At 73.4% G+C, this 20,694-nt stretch carries 22 protein-coding genes; 7 read left to right on the top strand and 15 right to left on the bottom strand.

What is annotated here, in order from left to right; all coding sequences use genetic code 11:
- Window positions 1–33 precede the first annotated feature (33 nt).
- From ACIA8F_RS08135 to ACIA8F_RS08120, 4 genes are all read right to left on the bottom strand, one after another.
- Window positions 34–2,253 (bottom strand): NADP-dependent isocitrate dehydrogenase, encoded by a 2,220-nt coding sequence (locus ACIA8F_RS08135; protein WP_399377428.1) that lies wholly within the window; start codon window positions 2,251–2,253, stop codon window positions 34–36.
- A 223-nt stretch (window positions 2,254–2,476) separates the two neighbouring features.
- The gene (locus ACIA8F_RS08130; RefSeq protein ID WP_399377671.1) at window positions 2,477–2,830 is read right to left on the bottom strand and encodes a DUF805 domain-containing protein; all 354 of its coding nucleotides are present in this window, start codon (window positions 2,828–2,830) and stop codon (window positions 2,477–2,479) included.
- Window positions 2,831–3,281: 451 nt separating this feature from the next.
- Window positions 3,282–4,427, bottom strand: a complete 1,146-nt coding sequence (locus tag ACIA8F_RS08125) for a sensor histidine kinase (protein WP_399377427.1) — start codon at window positions 4,425–4,427, stop codon at window positions 3,282–3,284.
- The gene (locus ACIA8F_RS08120; protein WP_399377426.1) at window positions 4,424–5,203 is read right to left on the bottom strand and encodes a response regulator; all 780 of its coding nucleotides are present in this window, start codon (window positions 5,201–5,203) and stop codon (window positions 4,424–4,426) included. Before ACIA8F_RS08120 ends, ACIA8F_RS08125 begins: the two co-directional genes overlap by 4 nt.
- 134 nt (window positions 5,204–5,337) lie before the next feature.
- Here ACIA8F_RS08120 and ACIA8F_RS08115 point away from each other — a divergent pair, with 134 nt between their 5' ends.
- Genes ACIA8F_RS08115 through ACIA8F_RS08105 form a run of 3 tightly spaced genes read left to right on the top strand, consistent with a single transcriptional unit; the run spans window position 5,338 to window position 7,393 of the window.
- Window positions 5,338–6,063 carry a glycosyltransferase family 2 protein gene (locus ACIA8F_RS08115; RefSeq protein ID WP_399377425.1) on the top strand — a complete coding sequence of 242 codons (726 nt, stop codon included), beginning with the start codon at window positions 5,338–5,340 and terminating at the stop codon, window positions 6,061–6,063.
- Window positions 6,060–6,695 (top strand): DUF2064 domain-containing protein, encoded by a 636-nt coding sequence (locus ACIA8F_RS08110; RefSeq protein ID WP_399377424.1) that lies wholly within the window; start codon window positions 6,060–6,062, stop codon window positions 6,693–6,695. Before ACIA8F_RS08115 ends, ACIA8F_RS08110 begins: the two co-directional genes overlap by 4 nt.
- The gene (locus ACIA8F_RS08105) at window positions 6,692–7,393 is read left to right on the top strand and encodes a class I SAM-dependent methyltransferase (RefSeq protein WP_399377423.1); all 702 of its coding nucleotides are present in this window, start codon (window positions 6,692–6,694) and stop codon (window positions 7,391–7,393) included. The genes ACIA8F_RS08110 and ACIA8F_RS08105 overlap by 4 nt, the downstream gene beginning before the upstream one ends.
- Window positions 7,394–7,412: 19 nt before the next feature.
- Here ACIA8F_RS08105 and ACIA8F_RS08100 read toward each other — a convergent pair whose 3' ends face one another.
- Complete coding sequence (locus ACIA8F_RS08100) at window positions 7,413–8,528, bottom strand: serine hydrolase domain-containing protein (protein ID WP_399377422.1); 1,116 nt, start codon at window positions 8,526–8,528, stop codon at window positions 7,413–7,415.
- An 86-nt stretch (window positions 8,529–8,614) separates the two neighbouring features.
- On the opposite strand from ACIA8F_RS08100, the gene ACIA8F_RS08095 reads away from it, so the two are divergent.
- The gene (locus ACIA8F_RS08095; protein WP_399377421.1) at window positions 8,615–9,487 is read left to right on the top strand and encodes a GyrI-like domain-containing protein; all 873 of its coding nucleotides are present in this window, start codon (window positions 8,615–8,617) and stop codon (window positions 9,485–9,487) included.
- Between the two features lie 121 nt (window positions 9,488–9,608).
- Here the strand turns inward: ACIA8F_RS08095 and ACIA8F_RS08090 are convergent, their stop codons facing one another.
- Entirely contained in the window at window positions 9,609–10,454 is an 846-nt protein-coding gene (locus tag ACIA8F_RS08090; protein ID WP_399377420.1) for a chitosanase, read from the bottom strand.
- A 306-nt stretch (window positions 10,455–10,760) separates the two neighbouring features.
- On the opposite strand from ACIA8F_RS08090, the gene ACIA8F_RS08085 reads away from it, so the two are divergent.
- Complete coding sequence (locus tag ACIA8F_RS08085; protein WP_399377419.1) at window positions 10,761–11,747, top strand: class I SAM-dependent methyltransferase; 987 nt, start codon at window positions 10,761–10,763, stop codon at window positions 11,745–11,747.
- Window positions 11,748–11,802: 55 nt separating this feature from the next.
- On the opposite strand, the gene ACIA8F_RS08080 is transcribed toward ACIA8F_RS08085, so the two are convergent.
- The 4 genes from ACIA8F_RS08080 to ACIA8F_RS08065 form a co-directional block, all read right to left on the bottom strand.
- Window positions 11,803–12,507 carry a GNAT family N-acetyltransferase gene (locus ACIA8F_RS08080; RefSeq protein ID WP_399377418.1) on the bottom strand — a complete coding sequence of 235 codons (705 nt, stop codon included), beginning with the start codon at window positions 12,505–12,507 and terminating at the stop codon, window positions 11,803–11,805.
- A 104-nt stretch (window positions 12,508–12,611) separates the two neighbouring features.
- On the bottom strand, window positions 12,612–13,700 hold the full coding sequence (corA, locus tag ACIA8F_RS08075) for a magnesium/cobalt transporter CorA (RefSeq protein WP_399377670.1): 1,089 nt from the start codon (window positions 13,698–13,700) through the stop codon (window positions 12,612–12,614).
- Between the two features lie 77 nt (window positions 13,701–13,777).
- Window positions 13,778–14,170 (bottom strand): molybdopterin-binding protein, encoded by a 393-nt coding sequence (locus ACIA8F_RS08070; protein ID WP_399377417.1) that lies wholly within the window; start codon window positions 14,168–14,170, stop codon window positions 13,778–13,780.
- Window positions 14,171–14,256: 86 nt separating this feature from the next.
- The gene (locus ACIA8F_RS08065) at window positions 14,257–15,153 is read right to left on the bottom strand and encodes a LysR family transcriptional regulator ArgP (RefSeq protein ID WP_399377416.1); all 897 of its coding nucleotides are present in this window, start codon (window positions 15,151–15,153) and stop codon (window positions 14,257–14,259) included.
- A gap of 70 nt (window positions 15,154–15,223) precedes the next feature.
- Between ACIA8F_RS08065 and ACIA8F_RS08060 the strand changes: the two genes are divergently transcribed.
- Window positions 15,224–15,859, top strand: coding sequence for a LysE/ArgO family amino acid transporter (locus ACIA8F_RS08060; protein ID WP_399377415.1), 636 nt, complete (start codon window positions 15,224–15,226; stop codon window positions 15,857–15,859).
- Here ACIA8F_RS08060 and ACIA8F_RS08055 read toward each other — a convergent pair.
- Window positions 15,825–16,388 carry a universal stress protein gene (locus ACIA8F_RS08055; RefSeq protein ID WP_399377414.1) on the bottom strand — a complete coding sequence of 188 codons (564 nt, stop codon included), beginning with the start codon at window positions 16,386–16,388 and terminating at the stop codon, window positions 15,825–15,827. The genes ACIA8F_RS08060 and ACIA8F_RS08055 overlap by 35 nt on opposite strands.
- Window positions 16,385–16,537: a hypothetical protein gene (locus tag ACIA8F_RS08050; RefSeq protein ID WP_399377413.1), complete on the bottom strand. Its 153-nt coding sequence runs from the start codon at window positions 16,535–16,537 to the stop codon at window positions 16,385–16,387. Before ACIA8F_RS08050 ends, ACIA8F_RS08055 begins: the two co-directional genes overlap by 4 nt.
- Before the next feature lie 227 nt (window positions 16,538–16,764).
- Here ACIA8F_RS08050 and ACIA8F_RS08045 point away from each other — a divergent pair, with 227 nt between their 5' ends.
- Window positions 16,765–17,868 carry an NUDIX domain-containing protein gene (locus ACIA8F_RS08045; protein ID WP_399377412.1) on the top strand — a complete coding sequence of 368 codons (1,104 nt, stop codon included), beginning with the start codon at window positions 16,765–16,767 and terminating at the stop codon, window positions 17,866–17,868.
- Window positions 17,869–18,191: 323 nt separating this feature from the next.
- Here ACIA8F_RS08045 and ACIA8F_RS08040 read toward each other — a convergent pair whose 3' ends face one another.
- The 3 genes from ACIA8F_RS08040 to ACIA8F_RS08030 all read right to left on the bottom strand — a co-directional run bounded on the left by ACIA8F_RS08040 (window position 18,192) and on the right by ACIA8F_RS08030 (window position 20,566).
- Window positions 18,192–18,584, bottom strand: a complete 393-nt coding sequence (locus tag ACIA8F_RS08040) for a VOC family protein (protein ID WP_399377411.1) — start codon at window positions 18,582–18,584, stop codon at window positions 18,192–18,194.
- Entirely contained in the window at window positions 18,581–18,883 is a 303-nt protein-coding gene (locus ACIA8F_RS08035; RefSeq protein WP_399377410.1) for an ArsR/SmtB family transcription factor, read from the bottom strand. The genes ACIA8F_RS08040 and ACIA8F_RS08035 overlap by 4 nt, the downstream gene beginning before the upstream one ends.
- A 306-nt stretch (window positions 18,884–19,189) precedes the next feature.
- Entirely contained in the window at window positions 19,190–20,566 is a 1,377-nt protein-coding gene (locus tag ACIA8F_RS08030; RefSeq protein WP_399377409.1) for an FAD-binding oxidoreductase, read from the bottom strand.
- Window positions 20,567–20,694 lie beyond the last annotated feature (128 nt).

Genomic DNA, 20,694 nt, shown 5'->3' with positions numbered 1-20,694 from the left:
CTCGATCCGGTCGGGCCTCGATCCGGTCGGGCCTCAGCCCAGGAGCGCGAGCGCCTCGTTCAGCGTCGCGGACGGCCGCATGATCGCCGAAGCCTTGGCGGCGTCGGGCTGGTAGTAGCCGCCGATCTCCGCCGGGGCGCCCTGTACGGCGATGAGCTCGCCGACGATCTTCTCCTCGGACTCGGCCAGCGACTTCGCCAGCGGGTCGAAGGCCGCGGCCAGCTTCGGGTCCTCGGTCTGGCGCGACAGCTCCTGCGCCCAGTACAGGGCGAGGTAGAAGTGGCTGCCGCGGTTGTCGATGCCGCCCAGCTTGCGGCTCGGCGACTTGTCCTCGTTGAGGAAGGTGCCGGTCGCCCGGTCCAGGGTGTCGGCCAGCACCTGGGCGCGGGCGTTGCCGGTGGTGGTGGCGAGGTGCTCGAAGGAGACGGCCAGCGCGAGGAACTCACCGAGGGAGTCCCAGCGCAGGTAGTTCTCCTTGACGAGCTGCTGGACGTGCTTCGGGGCGGAGCCGCCGGCGCCGGTCTCGAAGAGGCCGCCGCCGTTCATGAGCGGGACGACCGACAGCATCTTGGCGCTGGTGCCCAGCTCCAGGATCGGGAACAGGTCGGTCAGGTAGTCGCGCAGGACGTTGCCGGTCACCGAGATGGTGTCCTCGCCGCGGCGGATGCGCTCCAGGGAGTACGCGGTGGCCTTGACCGGGGACAGGATCTTGATGGTCAGACCCTCGGTGTCGTGGTCGGCGAGGTACGTGTTGACCTTGGCGATCAGCTGCGCGTCGTGCGCGCGGCCCTCGTCGAGCCAGAAAACGGCCGGGACGCCGGTGGCGCGGGCGCGGGTGACGGCGAGCTTGACCCAGTCCTGGATCGGCGCGTCCTTGGTCTGGCAGGCGCGGAAGATGTCGCCGGCGGCGACCTCCTGCTCGATGACCGTGGCGCCCGAGGCGTCGACGACGCGGACGGTGCCGGCGGTGGCCAGCTCGAAGGTCTTGTCGTGGCTGCCGTACTCCTCGGCCTTCTGGGCCATGAGGCCGACGTTCGGCACCGAGCCCATCGTGGACGGGTCGTACGCGCCGTGCTTGCGGCAGTCGTCGATGACGGCCTGGTAGACACCGGCGTAGCTGCTGTCCGGGAGGACGGCGAGCGTGTCGGCCTCGGCGCCGTCCGGGCCCCACATGTGGCCGGAGGTGCGGATCATGGCCGGCATGGAGGCGTCGACGATGACGTCGGACGGCACGTGCAGGTTGGTGATGCCCTTGTCGGAGTCCACCATCGCGAGGGCCGGGCCCTCGGCGATCTCGGCGTCGAAGGAGGCCTTGATCGCGTCGGCCTCGGGCAGCGCGCCCAGGCCGTTCAGGATGGTGCCGAGGCCGTCGTTCGGGGACAGGCCGGCGGCCGCCAGGGTCTCGCCGTAGCGGGCGAAGGTCTTCGGGAAGAAGGCGCGGACCACGTGGCCGAAGATGATCGGGTCGGAGACCTTCATCATCGTGGCCTTGAGGTGCACGGAGAACAGGACGCCCTCGGCCTTGGCACGCTCGATCTGGTCGTTGAGGAAGGTGCGCAGCGCGTCGACGTGCAGGACGGACGCGTCCACGACCTCGCCGGCCAGCACCGGTACGGAGTCGCGCAGCACCGTGACGGTGCCGTCGGCGTCGACGTGCTCGATGCGCAGCGTGCCGGCCTCGGAGATCACGGCGGACTTCTCGGTGGAGCGGAAGTCGTTCTCGCCCATGGTGGCGACGTTCGTCTTCGAGTCGGCCGTCCAGGCGCCCATGCGGTGCGGGTGCGCCTTGGCGTAGTTCTTGACCGAGGCGGGGGCGCGGCGGTCGGAGTTGCCCTCGCGCAGGACCGGGTTGACGGCGCTGCCCTTGATCTTGTCGTAACGGGCGCGGTTCTCGCGCTCCTCGTCGCTCTTCGGGTCGTCCGGGTAGTCCGGAAGGGCGTAGCCCTGGCCCTGGAGCTCGGCGACCGCGGCCTTGAGCTGCGGGATCGACGCCGAGACGTTGGGCAGCTTGATGATGTTGGCCTCGGGCGTCTTCGCCAGCTCGCCGAGCTCGGCGAGGGCGTCCGCGATCCGCTGGCCCTCTTCCAGGTACTCGGGGAAGCTGGCGATGATGCGGCCTGCCAGGGAGATGTCACGGGTCTCGACATTCACACCGGCCGTCGACGCGTACGCCTGGATCACAGGCAGGAAGGAATACGTCGCGAGGGCCGGGGCCTCGTCAGTGTGCGTGTAGATGATGGTCGAGTCAGTCACCGGATGCTCCGCTCCACAGTCTGCGTCTCTCGTCTGCAACATTGCTCGACATCAAGATATCTCGTGATCGGGCCGGTCTGGACAGCCCCCCGGCGCAAGCCCGTACGAGACGCGCGTCACGCTGGGTGGCCGGCGCGGCCCGGGCGCCCGGAAACGCCGAGAGCGCCGCCACCGGCTGATTCCAGCCAGGGGCGACGCTCGGGCACTACCGGTTACGGGCTGCTCAGGCGTGGACGGCCTTCGGGCTCGGGCCGTACTGGTTCGGGTTGGGCTGGCCCTCGGTGGCGAGGAGCACGAGCAGCCAGATGCCGCCGACGAGCGGGATCAGCGCGATGAGGATCCACCAGCCGGACTTACCGCCGTCGTGCAGGCGGCGGACGGTGAGGCCCAGGTTCGGGAGGAAGGTGGCCAGCGCGTAGAGCGCGTAGAGCAGCGGCGAGGTGCCTATGACGCTGTCGAGGATGGCGACGATGATCAGCGCCGCGATGTTGAAGAGGAAGAACATCCAGTACTCCTGGCGGCGTGCGCGGCCGGAGAAGTCGACGTACTTCTTCAGAACGTCGGTGTAGTAGTGCATGAGTCCCCCCAAGAGACGGTGGTACGGCCGGTCCCCGATGGAGCGAGCCGGGGCAGAACTTATGCCCCGCTTACGTCGCGGTCAAGCCAGTTGGCGAGGCATCAAAAGCGTTACTTTTCGCCGCTCCGCAACCCAAACACACTGGTACCGGGCGCCACTTGGGACCCACCGCCCCCAGCCGCTCACCCCGCGTGACGAAATGGGCTGACGGAAGTCTTCCGGCAAGGCGCGGGACACCCCGCCCACCCCCGAAGTTCCGCAACGTCCCGGTCGTGCGTGTGCTCGTCACCGGCGGATCCGGGGTCATCGGCTCCCACATCGTTACCACTCTGCGTCCTCGCGGGCACGATCCCGTCCTCCCGGACCTCGTCCCGCCCTTGGACGGGGGCGAGTTCGTACGGTCGATGCGCAACGGCGCCGCACCCACCCGCCGCCCACCCACCCACCGGGCTCAGGCCGGCACCGGCAGGGTCACCTCGAACCGGCACCCTCCGGGAACGTTCCGCACCGCCGCCCGCCCCGCGTGGGCCTCCACGATGCCCCGTACGATCGCCAGTCCCAGTCCCGCCCCCGCCGGGGGCGCCGGCACCGAGGCCACCCCCGCCGGAGGGGTCCGTGCCGGAGTGCCCCGCCAGCCCGTGTCGAAGACCCGCGGCAGGTCCTCCGCCGGGATGCCCCCGCAGCCGTCCGTCACGGAGACGACCACCGCTCCCCCGTCGGCCCGTACGGAGGCGGCGATCGCCACGGTCCCGTCGGCCGGGGTGTGCCGGATCGCGTTGATCAGCAGGTTGGCCAGGACCCGGGTCATCTCCTTGCCGTCCACCTCCACCGGCACCCGGTCCACCGCTCCGCCGTCGAGCCGCACCCCGCGCTCCCGTGCCAGCGGGTGGACCCCGGACAGCGCGTCGCCGATCAGGTCGTACACCGACATCCGGCTCGGGCTCAGCGCCAGCGCCCCCGCGTGGATGCGGGACAGTTCGAAGAGGTCCCCGACCATGGAGTTCAACCGGTCCACCTCGGTGCGGATCTGCCGGTGGTACCGCGCCGGATCCTCCGCCATGCCGTCCTCCAGCGCCTCGGACATGGCTCGCAGACCCGCCAGCGGGGTCCGCAGATCGTGCGAGATCCAGGCCACCAGCTCCCGCCGCGAGGTCTCCAGCGCCCGCTCCCGTTCCCGGGACACCGCCAGCTTCCCGCTGGTCGCCGCCAGCTCCCGCGACAGCGAGGCCAGTTCCGCCGTTGCCAGGCCGGGCGGCGCGGCGAAACTGCCGCCGTCGCCGAAGTCCCGTGCGGCCAGGGAGAGTTCGCGGCTGCGGGCCACCACCCAGCGTCCCAGCAGCAGCGCCACGGCCAGCGAGACCACCGCCGCCATCGCCACGACCAGGGTGACCACCCCGAGGTCGTGCCGGGAGAGGAACATGGCCTGGGCCACGGCGAGCGTCCCGGCCAGCATCGCGGTGACCGTCACGGCGGCGATCACCGCCAGGGACACCGCCACCGACCGGTGCCGCACCAGCCTCAGCACGAGCGCGCCGCACGCCCCCGCGCAGACGGCCCCGCCGAACGCGAACAGCGCGATGAGCAGTATGTCCTTCATGCCGCGGCCGCCTCTCCCGGTTCGAAGCGGTAGCCGACGCCCCACACCGTCTGGATCAGCCGGGGCCGGCCCGGGTCCTCCTCGACCTTGGCGCGCAGGCGGCGTACGTGCACCGTCACCGTCGACAGGTCGCCGAAGTCCCAGCCCCACACCTCGCGCATGAGCTCCTCGCGTCCGTGCGCCTGCCCGGGATGCCGGAGGAAGTGCGCGAGCAGATCGAACTCCCTTACGGTGAGGGCCAGTTCGCGGCCGTCCTTCGCGGCCCGGTGGGTGGTCGGATCGAGGGTGATCCCGGCGGCCGTGAGCGGCGGCGCCTCTCCCCCGCCGGGCTCCGGCGCCGGCCCGGCCGCCGCGCGGCGCAGTACGGAGGAGACCCGCAGGACCAGCTCGCGCGGGCTGAACGGTTTCGTGACGTAGTCGTCGGCGCCGCGCTCCAGTCCCGCGATCCGGTCGTCCTCGTCGCCCCGCGCGGTCAGCATGATCACGGGCACCGGGCCGGCCGCGCGGAGTCTGCGGCACACCTCCAGCCCGTCCAGGCCCGGCAGCATGAGGTCCAGTACGACCAGGTCCGGCCGGAACGCGGCGGCGCGGGCGAGCGCCGCCGGGCCGTCCGCGACGCTCTCCACCGTGTAGCCGGCGCGCCTCAGGTAACCGGTGACGACCTCCGCCACCGTCGGGTCGTCGTCGACGACCAGGACCCGTGCGGGCACCGCTTCCGGACCGTCCGTGCCTGCCTCTGCGCCATCGCTGCTGCTGCTCACGCCGTCACCGCTCATGCGTCCAGCCTCCCACCCACGGTCGCCGGCCCGGGCCCCGGAACGCGTCCACAGGGGCGACGTCCGCGTTTCGTAAGGAGTCCCCGGCCCTTTTGCGGAGCCCCGGTTCCTACGGTGAGAAGGTGAGCGAAACCGTGACGGTAGACGTCGTACTCCCCTGTCTCAACGAGGCCGAGGCCCTGCCCTGGGTACTGGCCCGCATCCCGGAGGGCTGGCGGGCCCTGGTCGTGGACAACGGTTCCACCGACGGCTCCGCCGAGCTCGCGCGGTCCCTCGGCGCGACCGTGGTCAGCGAGTCCCGGCGCGGTTTCGGCGCCGCCTGCCACGCCGGGCTGCTCGCCGCCGAGGCGGACGTCGTCTGCTTCTGCGACTGCGACGCCTCGCTGGACCCCGGGCTGCTGGCCGGCTTCGTGGCGGAGGTCGCCGCGGGCGGGGCCGATCTGGTGCTCGGCCGTCGCCGTCCGCAGGGCCGCGGCGCCTGGCCCGCACACGCCCGGGCCGGGAACCTGGCGCTGGCCCGGCTGCTGCGCCGCCGGACCGGACTGCGGCTGCGCGACCTGGGCCCGATGCGGGCCGCGCGCCGGGCGGACCTGCTCGCGCTGGACCTGTCCGACCGGCGCTCCGGCTACCCGCTCCAGATGGTGGTCCGGGCCGCGGACGCGGGCTGGCGGATCCGGGAGGTGGACGTGCCGTACCTGCCGCGCTCGGGGAAATCGAAGGTGACGGGCACCTGGCGGGGCACGTGGCAGGCGGTGCGCGACATGAGCCGGGTCCTGGCGGAGCCGGCCGGCGGCCCGGCCGTCGACGGCCGTACGGCCGGCCGGGCCGGTGCGGGCGCGTCCTCGGGCGGTGCGCGATGAGCTCCACCACCCTGCTGGTGATCGCGAAGGAGCCGGTTCCGGGCCGGGTCAAGACCCGGCTGACCCCGCCGTTCGCCCCGGCCGAGGCGGCCGCGCTCGCCGAGGCCGCGCTCGCCGACACCCTCGCCGCCGTGGCCGCGGCCCCCGCGCGGCGCCGGGTCCTGGTGCTGGACGGCCGGCCCGGACCGTGGCTGCCGCCCGGCTTCGAGGTGGTCCCGCAGTGCGCCGGGAGCCTGGACCTGCGGCTCGCCGCCGCGTTCGGGGCGTGCAGCGGGCCCGCGCTGCTGATCGGCATGGACACCCCGCAGGTCACCCCGGAGCTGCTGGACGTCGACTGGTCGCAGTACGGGGCCTGGTTCGGGCCCGCCGTCGACGGCGGGTTCTGGGCGCTGGGACTGGCCGTCCCGGACCCCGCGCTGCTGCGCGGGGTACCGATGTCGGTCCCCGAGACCGGCGCGGTCCAGTACGAACGGCTGCGCGCGGCCGGGCTGCGCACCGGCCGGCTGCCCGTCCTGCGGGACGTCGACACCGCCGAGGACGCCCGCCTGGTCGCCGCCGAGGCCCCGGCGGGCGCCTTCGCCGCGCGGCTGGCGGACCTCACGGGCCACCTCACCCGGCCGGTCCTGCGATGAGGACGCTCACCCCGGGCGGGTCCCGGTCGGGCGGTCCGGTCACCGCCTGGTCGGCCGATCCGTACACGGTGGCCCTGCGCCGCGGCCGGGGGCCGCTCTACCTGCGGCGGGGCGACGGGTGGCTGCTCCCGCTGGACGTGGAGCGCTGGTGCGAGGCTCCGGACGGCGCCGACCGGACGGTCCTGGGCCGCTGCCGGGGCGCCGTCCTCGACATCGGCTGCGGCCCCGGCCGGCTGGTCTCCGCGCTCGCCGCCCGCGGGCACCGGGCCCTGGGCATCGACGTCAGTCCGGAGGCGGTGGCCCGGACTGCCCGCTCGGGCGGCACCGCCCTGCACCGGTCGGTCTTCGACGCCCTCCCCGGCGAGGGCCGCTGGGACACGGCGCTGCTCATCGACGGGAACATCGGCATCGGCGGCGACCCCGCCGCGCTGCTGCGCCGGACGGCCGAGGTGCTCGCGGTGACCGGCTCGCTGATCGTGGAGTGCGCGCAGGCGGAGGCCGGGGCCGACGTGGACGAACGCTGCGAGGTCCGGGTGGCCGACGGCCGCGGCGGCCTCGGGGCGCCGTTCCCCTGGGCCCGCGTCGGCCCGGCGGCCCTGGCCCGGCACGCGGCGGCCGCGGGCTGGACCCCGGCCGGCCACTGGACGGTGGCGGGCCGGGCCTTCACCGTCCTGGCGCGGGGAGCGCAGGCCCCGTAGACCGCTTTCCGTACGGACGTCAGTGCAGGCCTCCGTACGCGGCCATGACGATCTCCATGCCGCGGTCGTCTCCCCGCCGTTCCCGGTCGGCCATCTGGTTCATGACGTAGGCCACCGTCATCCGTGCCTCGGGGTCGCTCACCACCAGTGAGCCGCCCCAGCCTCCCCAGCCGAAGGCGTTGCCGAACTTCCCGAAGCCCGTCGTCCAGGACATCGGTGTCCCCAGCACGCGGTCCGGTCCGCTGAACACCTCCTGCCAGGCGGGTTCGCAGCCCCGGGGGGACAGCAGTCGCACCCCGCCGGCCGTTCCGCGGTTGGCCAGGACGGACTGGACCAGGGCGACGGAGCGGGCGTTGCCGTAGCCGTTCACCGCGGGGATCTGCGCCCGGCGCCAGGCCGGTGCGTTGACGTCCCGGACCCGGACGGCGAGGCCGGTGTGCTCCGCGGGTGCGCCGTCCGGGCCGGGCGGCGGGCCCGCGGCGTACGCGTCGGTCAGGGACGGCGGCGGGATCAGCGGTGCGAGGCGGTGGTCGTGCTCCGCGGGGAGCCCGAGGTGGAAGTCCGCGCCGAGCGGCCCGGCCACCTCCTGCGCGAAGAACGCGCCGATGCCGAGGCCGGTGACGCGGCGCACGAGTTCACCGATGAGGAACCCGAAGGTGAGCGCGTGGTAGCCGGCGGCCGTGCCCGGTTCCCATGCGGGCGCCCGCGCGGCCAGCCCGGCCGTCACGGCCTCCCCGTCGTACAGCTCCTCCACCGTCCGCAGCCCGGGCAGGTCCGGCAGCCCCGCGGTGTGCGACAGTACGTGCCGCACCAGCACGCCCTCCTTGCCGGCCGCCGCGAACTCGGGCCAGTACGCGCAGACCGGCGCGGACAGGTCGAGCAGGCCCCGGTCGGCCAGGATCAGTGCGCACAGGGCCGTCATGTTCTTGGTCGTCGAATTCACACAGGCGAGGGTGGACTCGTCCCAGCCGGTGGAACGGTCCGCATCGGCGTACCCGCCCCAGAGGTCGGCCACCGGCTCGCCGTCGATCCAGACGGCTGCCGAGGCGCCCACGTCCCGCTGCGCGAGCAAGCCCGCGAGTGCCTCGCGGACCGCGCCGAACCGCGGCTCGCAGTATCCCTTAATGTCGTTCATGGACGTAAGCCTCGGGCAGCGCCCCGGTCGGCGGCCCGACACTTCCCGCACCGGATGTGTCGGGTGGGAACGGAAGGACGGACGGCGTGCTGGAGCGGCTGAACCAGGCGTTGGACCACCTGGAGTCCCGCCTCGACCAGGAGATCGACATGGCCGAGGTGGCCCGGATCGCCGCGGTGTCGGAGTACCACTTCCGCCGGCTGTTCTCCGCGCTCGCCGGGATGCCCCTCCCGGTCTACGTGCGGCGCCGGCGGATGACCCTCGCCGGGGCCGAGGTACTGGCCGGGGAGCTGACGCTGCTCGACGTGGCGGTGCGGTACGGGTACGGCTCGGGCGAGGCGTTCGCCCGGGCGTTCCGGTCGGTGCACGGGATCGGGCCGGGCGAGGCCCGGCGCACGGGCGCGGTGCTGACGGCGCAGCCCCGCATGTCCTTCCGCGTCGTCGTCGAGGGCAGCACGGCCATGCGGTACCGGATCGTCGAGAAGGAACCGTTCCGGGTGCTCGGCCGCAAGGCGCGGGTGCCGCTCGTGCACGAGGGGGCCAACGCGGCCGCCACGGCCCACGTGGAGGGGCTGGACGAGCGGACGGTGCGGCGGATGAAGGAGCTGGCCGGCCCGGAGCCGACGGGTGTCCTGTCCGCGGTGGTGTATCTGACCGACAGCCGGGAGGAGGGCGCCGAGGCGGACTACTGGGTCGGCGTGGTGTCCGGTCCGGAGACCGTCGCGGGGGACCTCGACGCCCTCGACGTGCCGGCCGGGACCTGGGCGGTCTTCGACAGCCACGGGCCCTATCCGAGCGCCCTCCAGGCCCTGTGGCGGGACGTGTTCACCCAGTGGTTCCCCTCGAACCCGTACACCAGCCGGCCGGGTCCGGAGCTCCTGCTCACACGGCCGGTGGAGATCGGCGCGGAGACCGGCTCCCAGCTGTGGATCCCGGTCGAGCGGGGCGGCGGCCGCTGACGCCGCCCCGCTCGCGGAACCTGCCGGGCCTGCCGCCAACGGCGGGGCCACCGCGGCGGGCGGCGGCCCGGGGAGGGAGGGGAGTTCGCCCCGGACCGCCGCCTCGTGCTCCGTGGAGCGGTCAGCCGATGTGGAAGGGGTCCCCGTAGACCTTCCAGTCCAGGGGGGTGTTGAGGTTGAGGTTGCCCTTCTTGAGCCACACCCGCTGGGCCGTGTCGACCCGGCTGGTGTCGCTGTGCGCCTCCTCCTGCTTCATCGCCCAGACCCGGGCGTCGAGGAAGGCGTTGAGCCACGTGGTCTCGTTGCCGCCCTGCGCCGGGGGCTTGGCCTTGGTGAGGGCGCGCTTGCGGATGTTGCGGAAGCTGGTGGAGTCGGAGCCGTCGCCGTGCATGACGATGGCGTCGTAGTAGGTGAACTGGCCGAGCACGCCGACGCCGTCGGCCTTGCCCTGGTTCACCGCCGGGTTGAAGTAGACCCGGTCGCGCTCGTGGTCCTGGGCCTTCTTGAAGTCGGAGTCGGCGGCCGCCTTCGCCCAGTCCTTGGTGAAGTTGGGGTCCAGGCCGGCGTGCGAATCGCTGCCGTCGACGTTGCGCAGGGCGGGCAGGTACTTGGCGAGCACGTTACCCGGCTTGATCTGCGTGTAGTACTCGACGAGTTCGAGCATGTCGTGGGTGCCGGAACAGAAGCCGATGATGCCGGCGGTGTAGCCGCGGCCGTCGTCTATGTCCTCGATGTACTTGTACTGCGCCTTCCAGTTCAGCGAGGAGTTCTCGGCGCTGGAGACGATCTGCATGGCGATGTCCTTCTTCACCGGGTCGTCGAGTCCGACGGCGGCGGCCGACACCTGCGCGGAATCCGCTGCCGCGGTGGGGGCGGCGGCGGTCGCGTGGGCGGTGACGGGCACGGCGAGAAGGGCAGCGCCGAGCAGGGTACTTACGGCCAGTCGCTTGCGGTGGGGGGTGAACACAGTGCCTCCATAAGGGAGTTGATGCTCGGGCGACTTCGTTAGGAAACTTTACTACCAGAAGTCCCGGCACCTCAAGGCCCTGGAGCACCCCACTCCGGCCGGACGGGTTTCCCCCTCCCCGCCCCTGGCATATGAGAGGCTGCGCGGGGCATGCTTACGCAGATGCGGCCGAATTCGACCGCTGGAAGCTCATATGCACGATCACCGGCACGCGCGGGGTACCCGCGCGGCACCCGCAGGGCGAGCGCGCGGCCCGGCGCACGCACGGCACGGAACGCGAGCACGACGCAGGAAAGGGAGGCGCCGATGGCCGTCCTCGTCATCGGAGACGCACCCACCGCCGCCATCGAGGCGGCCGGGCTGCTGATCCACCCGTGCCGGCCCGAAGCCGACGAGCCCCTGCCGGCCACCCTCAGCGGGATCGACGCCCTGATCCTCTCCCCCGGCGCCACGCCCGCCGCCCTCCCCCTCGTCGGGCCGGCGCTGGCCGCCGAGGTTCCCGTCCTCGCCCTGGGCGAGGGAGCCCGGCTGCTCACGGAGGCGGCGGGTACGGACGGCACCGGTGGCGGCGGCACCGACCCGCTGCTCGGCGGCGGCTGCGCGCCGCACGGGTTCCGCGTGGGCGCCAGCGCCTGGGGGCTGCCCGTCCCCGACGAGGCCGACTGCGAACTGCTGCGCCGCTTCGCCGAACTGGTCGCCGGGCGGGCCGAAACCACCGCCACCCGGACCTTCTTCACACCCCGGGCCGCCGCCTGGGAGGAGCGGTTCGCCTACCAGACCCCGGCATACGAGGCCGCGGTCGCCCGGATGCGGCTGCGCCCCGGGCAGCGCGCGCTCGACCTGGGCTGCGGCAGCGGCCGCGCCCTGCCCGCGCTGCGGGCCCTGGTCGGGGACACCGGCACGGTGATCGGGATCGACGTCACGCACGCCATGCTCACGGCCGCCGCCCGCGCGGGCCACGGCGGCCCGGCGCGGCTGCTGCTCGCCGACTGCGGGCGGCTCCCGCTGCCGGCCGGCGCCGTCCACGGCATCTTCGCCGCCGGGCTGCTGGACCACCTGCCGCACCAGGCCGCCGCCCTGCACGAGTGGGCCCGCGTCACGGCACCCGGCGGGGAGCTGCTGCTCTTCCACCCCTCCGGCCGGGCCGAGCGCGCGGCCCGCCACGGGCGCGCCGTCAGCCCGGACGACCCCCTGGCCGAACCGAACCTCCGCCCGGCCCTCGAAGCGGCGGGCTGGCACGTGGCCGCGTACGAGGACGCCCCGACCCACTTCCTGACCCGCGCCATCCGCTGACCGGGCGGGGGGCCGCTCCGGGGACCGCGCCCCGGTCCGCTCCGGAGGGCTTGGCTCAGCCTTGGGAGCCTTCGCAGCCACCGGAGCCGCCGGAGCCGCCGGCCGGGTGGGCCGCCAGGCGGGCCAGGAGGCCCCGCTTCGCTTCCGGCCACTCCGGCCGCGTGATCCCGTACACCGCCGTATCGCGGATCCAGCCGTCCCGCATGACCATGTGGTGGCGCAGCACACCCTCGGGCTTCGCGCCGATCCGGGTGATCGCCGCCCGCGACTTCGCGTTCCGCACGTCCGTGAGGAGCTCGACCCGGTTCATCCCCATCGTCTCGAAGGCGTGCGTCAGCATCAGCAGTTTCGCCTCCGTGTTGGCGCCGCTGCGCTGCCGGGACGCGGCGAGGAAGGTCCAGCCGATCTCCAGCCGCCGGTTCGCGGTGTTGATCATCATCAGCCGGGTGGCCCCGATGACCCGGCCCGTCACCGCGTCCACGGTCGCGTACGGGATCTGCTTGCCCGACGCCCGGGCCTCGACCGCGTCCTCGACGAAGCCCCGCATCTCGTCGGGGTGCGGGACGAGGGTCACCGCGAGCTCCCAGAGGCTGCCGTCGCGGACGGCCTCGCACAGCCCGTCGTGGTGCCGGAGCTCCAGCGGTTCGAGCCGCACCCGCTCCCCGGCCAGTACCGCCTGCGCCGCCGGCGCCGCCGCCTGTGCCGCCGCTTCCGCCGCGACCGCTTGCGCCGACACCGCGCTCACCGCTGCCTGCTGCATGACCGACCTGCCCGTTCCTCGTGGTTGCGCGCGAACACGAGGACCTTACCGGGCATAACAGGGCATCCCCGCACGGTTTTTGCCTTGGCCCGGCCCGGGTGCGGTCAGAGCCAGCCGTTGCGCCGGAAGCCCCGGTGGATGACGAAGCACGCGACGGCCATCACGCAGAGCACGAGGGGGTACCCGTAGGTCCAGTGCAGTTCGGGCATGTGCTCGAAGTTCATGCCGTAGACCCCGCAGACCATCGTGGGAACGGCGACGATCGCCGCCCACGCGGTGATCTTGCGCATGTCCTCGTTCTGGGCGACGGTCACCTGCGCGAGATGGGCTTGGAGTATCGAGTCCAGGAGGGCGTCGTACGCGGCGATCTGGTCGGTGGCACGGGTCAAGTGGTCGGCCACGTCCCGGAAGTACGTGCGCATCTCCGGCGGGATGACCGGTATCGGCTGCGTGCTCAGCTGCTGGAGCGGGCGGGCCAGCGGGGCCACCGCCCTGCGCAGTTCCAGCAGTTCGCGCTTGAGCTGGTAGATCCGGCCCGCGTCCCCGCGGCCGCCGTACTCGCTGAAGACCATGGTCTCGACGTCGTCTATGTCGTTCTGCACCGCGTCCGTGACGGCCACGTACTCGTCGACCACGTGGTCGGCCAGGGCGTGCAGGACGGCGACCGGCCCCTTGGCCACCTGCTCGGGCAGCGCCTCCAGTTCCTCGCGGACCGATCCGAGCGTGCCCCGGCCGCCGTGCCGGATGGTGATGACGAAGTCGCTGCCGGCGAAGGCCATGAGCTCGCCCGTCTCCACCACCTCGCTGGTCGCGGTCAGTTCCTCGTGCTCGACGTACCGCACCGTCTTGAACACGGCGAAGAGGGTCTCGTCGTAGCGCTCGATCTTGGGCCGCTGGTGGGCCCGGACCGCATCCCCGACGGCGAGCGGGTGCAGGCCGAGCAGCTCGGCGAGCCCGGCGAACTCCTCCTGCGAGGGCTCGTGCAGTCCGATCCAGACGAAGCCCTCGCCCGTCTTGCGGACCCGGCGCAGGGCCTCGCCCACATCGGCGTGGCCGTGGCCGTCCTGGCGGACCCCGTCCCGGTAGACGATGCAGTTGACGACGGCGCTGCCGAGCGGGGAGCGGGCCGGGTGACTGAGGTCGACGGCCCGCCGGTAACTGCGGCGCACGGCCCGGCGCAGGTTGCTGAGCATGGACAACGGACGTACTCCCCTTCGGCGGATCAGCGGCCAGTGTGCCACCGGTGCGCACACCCCCCGACCACCTGCCCTCAGGCCCGGTCGATGAAGACGCTCGTGGACTTCACCCGCGCCGTCGCCCGCGCTCCCACCACCAGGCCGAGTTCCTCCACGGCCTCCCGGGTCAGCAGCGACACGACGCGGTGCGGTCCGGCCTGGATCTCCACCTGGGCGTCGACGGTGCCCAGTTTCACGCCCGTCACGATGCCGGGGAAGGCATTGCGCGCCGAGGTGTACGGGGTCCCCTCGTCGTCGCCACCCTCCTGCGCGACCTCCACGCAGAACGCGGCGAGGTCGGGCCCGTCGACCATCCGCCGGGTGCCGTCCCGGCGCGTCGGGAACCTCTCCGCATCGGCCCACCGCCGGGCCGTGTCCACGCTGACGCCGAGCAACCGCGCAGCCTGGCCGATCGTGTAGGACTCCATGCCCGCAGCCTAAGCCCTCGCCCGACCGGTCCTCGCAGGCCAGGTGGCCCGGCACCGGGGGCCGTGGACCCCCGCGCAGGGCCGGCCTAGCGGAGCGCTCCCGCAGCCGCCCGCGCGACCGCCTCGGCGACCAGCGACAGCGCGGGCGAGTCCAGCTTCCACTGCTGCCAGTACAACGGGATCTCCAGGCTCCGTCCCGGCGCGATCACCACCAGCTCACCCGCTTCCAGCAACGGGCCGGCCTGCACCAGCGGCAGCATCGCCCAGCCCAGTCCGGCGACCGCCGCGTCGCAGAACCCCTCCGACGTCGGCACGTGATGGCGCACGGCGGACGCCCTGGCCGCCGCGTCCTGCGTGACCACCCGCACGAACTCGTCCTGGAGCCGGTCCAGCCGGTCGAAGACGACGACCGGCGCGACCCGCAGGTCCCGCTCCACCGCGCCCCGCAGGTGCCGCGCCGCGAACTGCGGGCTCGCCACCGGCAGGTACCGCACGATCCCCAGCCGGCGCACCGTGCACCCCGCCACGGCCACGGGCTGCGAGGTGACCGCCGCCATCACGCGCCCGTCCCGCAGCAGTTCGGTCGCGTGCGCCTCGTCCTCCCGGTGCAGTTCGAAGCAGACCGGCGGGTCCTGGGGCACCCCGGTCAGGGCGGGCAGGAACCAGGTGGCCAGGGAGTCCGCGTTGACCGCGATCGGCAGCCGGACCGGGCCCAGGCCCTCGGCCATGCCCAGCTCGGCCCGCGCGTCGCGCTCCAGCCGGACGAGCTGGCGCGCGAAGCGGACCAGGACCTCCCCCGACTCGGTCGCCCGCACCGGCTTGGTCCGCATCAGCAGCACCCGCCCGGTCCGCTGCTCCAGCGCCTTGACCCGCTGGCTGACGGCGGACGGGGTCACGTGCAGGGCGGCGGCCGCCGCGTCGAAGGTGCCCTCGTCGATCACCGAGAGGAGGGTCCGCACCTGGTCCACAGGCAGCTCATCCATCACAGCAGCTAATGGTAGGTAAGAATCTTTAGCTGTACTCCGCGCCGCGCCGCTGCCTACCGTCGAAGCCATGACACACGGCATCATCACGGCGGCCCTCGCGGGCTTCGGCACCGGCCTTTCCCTCATCGTCGCCATCGGCGCCCAGAACGCCTTCGTGCTGCGTCAGGGCGTGCGCCGCCAGTCGGTCCTCGCCGTGGTCGCCATCTGCGCCCTCTCGGACGCGGCCCTGATCACCCTCGGCGTGGCCGGGGTCGGCGCGTTCGTCACCGCCTGGCCGCCCGCCCTCACCCTCGTCGGACTCGTCGGCGGCGCCTTCCTGATCGGCTACGGGGCCCTGGCCGCCCGCCGGGTGCTGCGCCCCGACCCGGGCGCCGCCCTCACCGCGGACGCCACCGGCCGGAGCGCCGGCTCCGCCGCCACCCGGCGCGCCGTGCTGACCTGCCTGGCCATGACCTGGCTCAACCCGCACGTGTACCTCGACACCGTGCTGCTGCTCGGATCCGTCGCCGCCGGCCGGGGCGACCTGCGCTGGGCCTTCGGCGCGGGGGCCGTCCTGGCGAGCCTCGTCTGGTTCGGCGCGCTCGGCTACGGCGCCCGGCTGCTCAGCGGCCCGCTCGGCCGGCCCTCCGCCTGGCGGGCGGTGGACGGGCTCGTCGCCGCGACCATGGTCACGATGGGCGGTCTGCTCCTCGCCCGGGCCTGAATCCCTCTTCCCCGAAGGCCGGGGCCGTCCCGGCCCCCGCCGGGCCCGCGCCGAAGTCCCCGGGCACGGCACGGCGCAGCCGCCTCAGCCAGGCACCCGGCAGTACGGGCCCCGGCACGGTCAGCACCGGGCACACCGCGCGTCCGCGCAGCCGGCGCCCCACCGGGCCCCTGTGGCGGCGGCCGGGCCGGGCTCCCACGACGAGCAGGTCGTCGGGGCGTCCGGCCAGCTCACACAGGGTCCGGCCGGGGTCGCCCCGCAGCACGTGGCGACGTACGACGGGCACGCCCGCCGGGTCCCCGCCGAAGGCCTCCTCGAACGCCCGGTCGAGGGTCGCGGCGGCCTCCGCCTCCCACAGTGCGGCCCACGTCCGGTCGGGGAACCGGGCGAACAGCCCTTCGCCCTCGGGCGGTGACCAGACCACTGCGGCCACCAGTTCCCGACCTCCGAGCCGCGCCTCCCGGGCCCCCGCCCGCAGGGCTGCGAGGCTGCCGAGGGAGCCGCTCACCCCGACCACCACGCGGCTCATCGACTCGGTTCCCGCACGGCCCCGACCAGCCCGTGGACCCACTCGCGCAGGACCGGGAGAACGGGCAGCCCGGCTCCGGACCGCCGCTCGTGGTGCTGCTGGAGGGCCCGCTCGGCGCGGTCGCTGAGGAGGGTGTACTCGCTGGACATGAAGGTCTCCTTCCACCGGGCACCAGACCAATTCCCGTGCGCCGGCTTCCAGTCTGGAGACCGATTGGCCTGCCCAGCAGAGCCAATTCCGCGCATCTGGTCTGCCACCGCCTCCCGAGTTCCACCCCATGGACACGCCCCGAGTGGGTACGGATGACCTTGCCCGCCGCCCCGTACGCCTTCTCGTACGCGTACCCCTTGCCCCGCACCTCCAGGAGCCACCCCCCGTGCCGGATCAGCCCCCGCCCCCGAACCCGCCGCCGCCCTCCGAGTCCCCGTCCCCGCCTCCGTCCCCGTACACCGATTCGGTCCGGGCCTACTACGCCGCCCAGCCCTCGCCCCTGGTCGCCGCCACCGGGATCGTGCTGGATCCGCGCGGGCGGGTCCTCGTCCTGACCACCTCGTACAAGGCGGAGCCCGAGCTCCCGGGCGGGGGCGTGGAGGACACCGAGACCCCGGAGGAGGGGCTGGCCCGGGAGCTGAAGGAGGAGCTGGACCTGAGCGTGCCGGTCGGGCGGCTGCTCGCCGTGGACTCCCGCCCGCCGGGGCCCCTCGGCCGCTCCCTCGTCGTGCACGTCCACCTCGTCGGCCCGCTCACGTCCGAGGAGGCCTCCTCGCTCTCCTTCCCGGACGGGGAGATCACCGAGGCGCGCTGGCTCACCCCCGAGGAGGCCTACGCGGCCCTGGAAACGCGGCGGGAATCCCGGCTCCGCGCCGCCCTGGCCGCCCTGCACTCCGGCTCCTTCGCGCACCTGGTCAACGGGGTGCCGCAGCCCGGCTCCCCGGCCGGCTTCGACCCCGCGCGCCGGGCCGAGCTGGAACACGCGGGCGCCTACGACACCGCCGGCCACCGCGCCGCCCGCCCCAAGGCCCTGACCGCGGCGAGCGTGCTGTTCACGGACTCCGCGGGCGGGGTCCTGCTGGTGCGGCCCGCGTACGGCGATCCGGACCACTGGAACCTGCCCGGCGGCGGCATCGACAGCGACCTCGGCGAGATCCCGCGCGCCGCGGCCCGCCGCGAGGTCCTCGAAGAGCTCGGCCTCGACCTCGCCCCGGGCCCGCTGCTCGCCGTCAACTGGTCCCACCGGCCCGGCTATCCGGCCCGGGTCCGCTTCCTGTACGACGGCGGCACCCTGGACCCCGCCGCCCTGGCCCGGATCCGGCTGCCCGCGACGGAGCTCCTCGCCTGGCGTGCGGTCCCCCCACCCGACCTGCGCCGCTACACCAAGCCGTCCCTCCGCCGCCAGATCGAGGCCTGCCTCACCGCCCGCACCACCCCGGGCGGCCCCCTCGAACTACACGCCGGCCGACCGGTGGAAGCAACGCCCTAGGGGATCCAACCTGCGGGACCGAGCCGGGGGTTGTCGGCTCCCCTCGGGCGGGAAAGATGGGTGTCAGCCCCCATGGACGAGGCGATTCCCGTCACACATGGCGGCGCGCCCTGCCCCTGGCACTCGTGCTGCCGGCCCTGGCCACGAGCCTCTTGCGGGGCTTCGGCATACCTGCCGTCGCCGACGCCGTCGCCTTTCCCCTCAACCTGGCAGCGATCGTCCTGTCCGTCCGGGAGATCCGGGCGGACCGCCGCAGGACGAGCGCCCCGGGATCCGCCCGCTGAACACGGCCACCGCCCGGGAAGGAGCGGCCCGCCCGCCGGCTACTTCGGCTCGGTGGCGAGCTGGATCAGGTTGCCGCAGGTGTCGTCGAAGACGGCGGTGGTGACGGGGCCCATCTCCAGCGGCTCCTGGGTGAAGCGGACGCCGAGGGCGCGCAGGCGCTCGTACTCCGCCCGGACATCGTCGACGGCGAACTGGGCGAGCGGGATGCCGTCCTCGACCAGCGCGTCCCGGTAGGTCTTGGCGGCCGGGTGGCCGGCGGGCTCCAGGAGGAGTTCGGTGCCGCCGGGCTCGTCGGCCGAGACCACCGTCAGCCACCGGTCCTCCCCGCCCAGCGGGACGTCGTGCTTCTTCACGAACCCGAGGATCTCGGTGTAGAAGTGCAGGGCCTTGGCCTGGTCGTCTACGAAGACGCTGGTCAGGTGGATCTTCACGGGGTGCTCTCTTCCGGTCCGGACGGGTCGGGCATGCGCCAGCGCTCGGCTATGTGCCGGAGCGGGGCCGTGTTCAGGTCGTGGAACTTGTACCGGCCCTCCCGCCTGGTCTCGACGAGTCCGGCGGCCTCCAGCACGGCGAGGTGCTGGGAGACGCCCTGGCGCGAGATGCCGAGCTCGTGCTTCATGGTCAGCCGCGAGCAGATCTCGAACAGTGTCTGCCCGGACTTCTCCGCGAGCTCGTCGAGGATGGTGCGGCGGGTCGGGTCGGCCAGAGCTCTGAAGAGTTCGTCGGCCACCCCCACAGCATAGGCAAGTATCCACTTGCCTACCAACCCGGCAGGGTTTTCCGGCTCCGCCCGAATCCTTTCCGCCGCCCGGGTCGCACCGCGGCGACCCGGACGCTAGGGGGTGTCTTGTCGATCGGGCCGGATCAGGGAGCGGGGTCTGGTGCCGTGGATCGCAAGGCGGAGGAGGGAGTCGACGCGAATGGGGTCTCCCCTGCTCGAGCGGAGCCGAGAGCTTGGGGAAGTCGGCGAGTGACGACAACGCGGCGAGGCGCGGTGCCAGGCCCCGCGAGCCCGGCCTGATCGGCAAGACACCCCCTAGGGCCTGATGTTCTGGTTCAGGTGGAAGAGGTTGCCCGGGTCGTACGTGCCCTTGACCGCGACCAAGCGGTCGTAGTTGCCGCGGTAGTTGGCGCGGATGCGGTCCTGGTCGTCGTCCGCCATGAAGTTGACGTAGCCGCCCTCCTCCGAGTGCGGGGCGGTCGCCTCGTAGTAGTCGCGGACCCAGGCGGTGTTGGCCTCGTTGTCGGCGGGGTCCGGCCACATGCCCGCGATGACGGTGGCGAAGGAGGCGTCCCGGTAGGCGAAGGCCGTTGCGTCCGGGGCGACGCGGTGACAGGCGCCGTTGATCGGGTAGATGTGGACCGTCGAGTTCACGGCCGGCACCCGGGGCCCGTGCACCAGGTGCGCCTCGATCGCCTCGTCACTCAGCTCCGTCACGAAGTTGGCCTTCCAGTAGTGCTGCAGGCCGGGCGGCACCAGCGCGTCGAAGGCGCTGTTCAGGGCGGGGTACGGCATGACGCCGACGTGCTCCGCGACCACCGGGGCGAAGTCGTGGAGGGGCTGGAGGGCGCGCTCGCCCTCCTCCGTCGGGCCCGCCCAGCACGAGACGATCAGGAGGAAGGTGTCGCCGTGCCGGTCCTCCGGGATGAACGGCAGCGGCGGGGCGATCTGGAAGGCCGGGAACGCGCCCAGCTGCTCCGGCGCGTCGGCGATGAAGTCCCGGTAGGCGCGCAGCACGGCGCCGGCGCTGTCCAGTTCGAAGAGCATCGGCCCGCCGTAGACGTCCTTGACGGGGCTGAGCCGGAATTCGAGGGAAGTCACCGCGCCGAAGTTGCCCCCGCCGCCGCGCAGCGCCCAGAAGAGGTCCTCGTGCTCCTGCTCGTTCGCCACGACGAGCTGTCCGTCCGCCGTCACCACATCGGCCGAGATCAGGTTGTCGCAGCTCAGGCCCAGTCCGCGGTCGAGGTAGCCGATGCCGCCGCCCAGGGTGAGGCCGCCGACACCGGTGGTGGAGATGATCCCGCCGGTGGTCGCCAGGCCGAAGGGGTAGGTGGCCGCGTTGAAGTCGCCCCAGGTCGCACCGCCCTCGGCGCGCGCCGTACGGCGCACGGGGTCCACGCGGACGCCGCGCATCGCGGACAGGTCGGCGACCACGCCGTCGTCGCAGGTGCCGAAGCCGGGCACGCTGTGCCCGCCGCCCCGGACGGCCAGGTCGAGGCCGTTCTCGCGGGCGAAGTCGACGGCCGCCATGGCGTCTGCGGCATTGGCGCAGCGCACGACGACGGCCGGCCTTCTGTCGATCATGGCGTTGTAGACCGTGCGGGCTTCGTCGTAGTTCTCGTCCCCCGGGGTGACGACGGTGCCGCGCACCCGTTCTCTCAGCTGGTCCACAGTGAGGTTGCCCATGGCCATCGCTCCTCTTGCCCCGGCTGGGGACGCTGTGACCTCCATCGGGCCCGGGGCCGCCCGCCAGTGGATAGGCCCTCAATTCACGCTACGCCGAATGGGTGAGGCGGCAATCCGCCACCGCCGAGGCACGC

This window comes from Streptomyces sp. NPDC051563 (assembly GCF_044454225.1).
Classification (GTDB): domain Bacteria; phylum Actinomycetota; class Actinomycetes; order Streptomycetales; family Streptomycetaceae; genus Streptomyces.
Note: the sequence above shows the minus strand (reverse complement) of the source record. Positions and strands in the feature narration are given on the sequence as shown.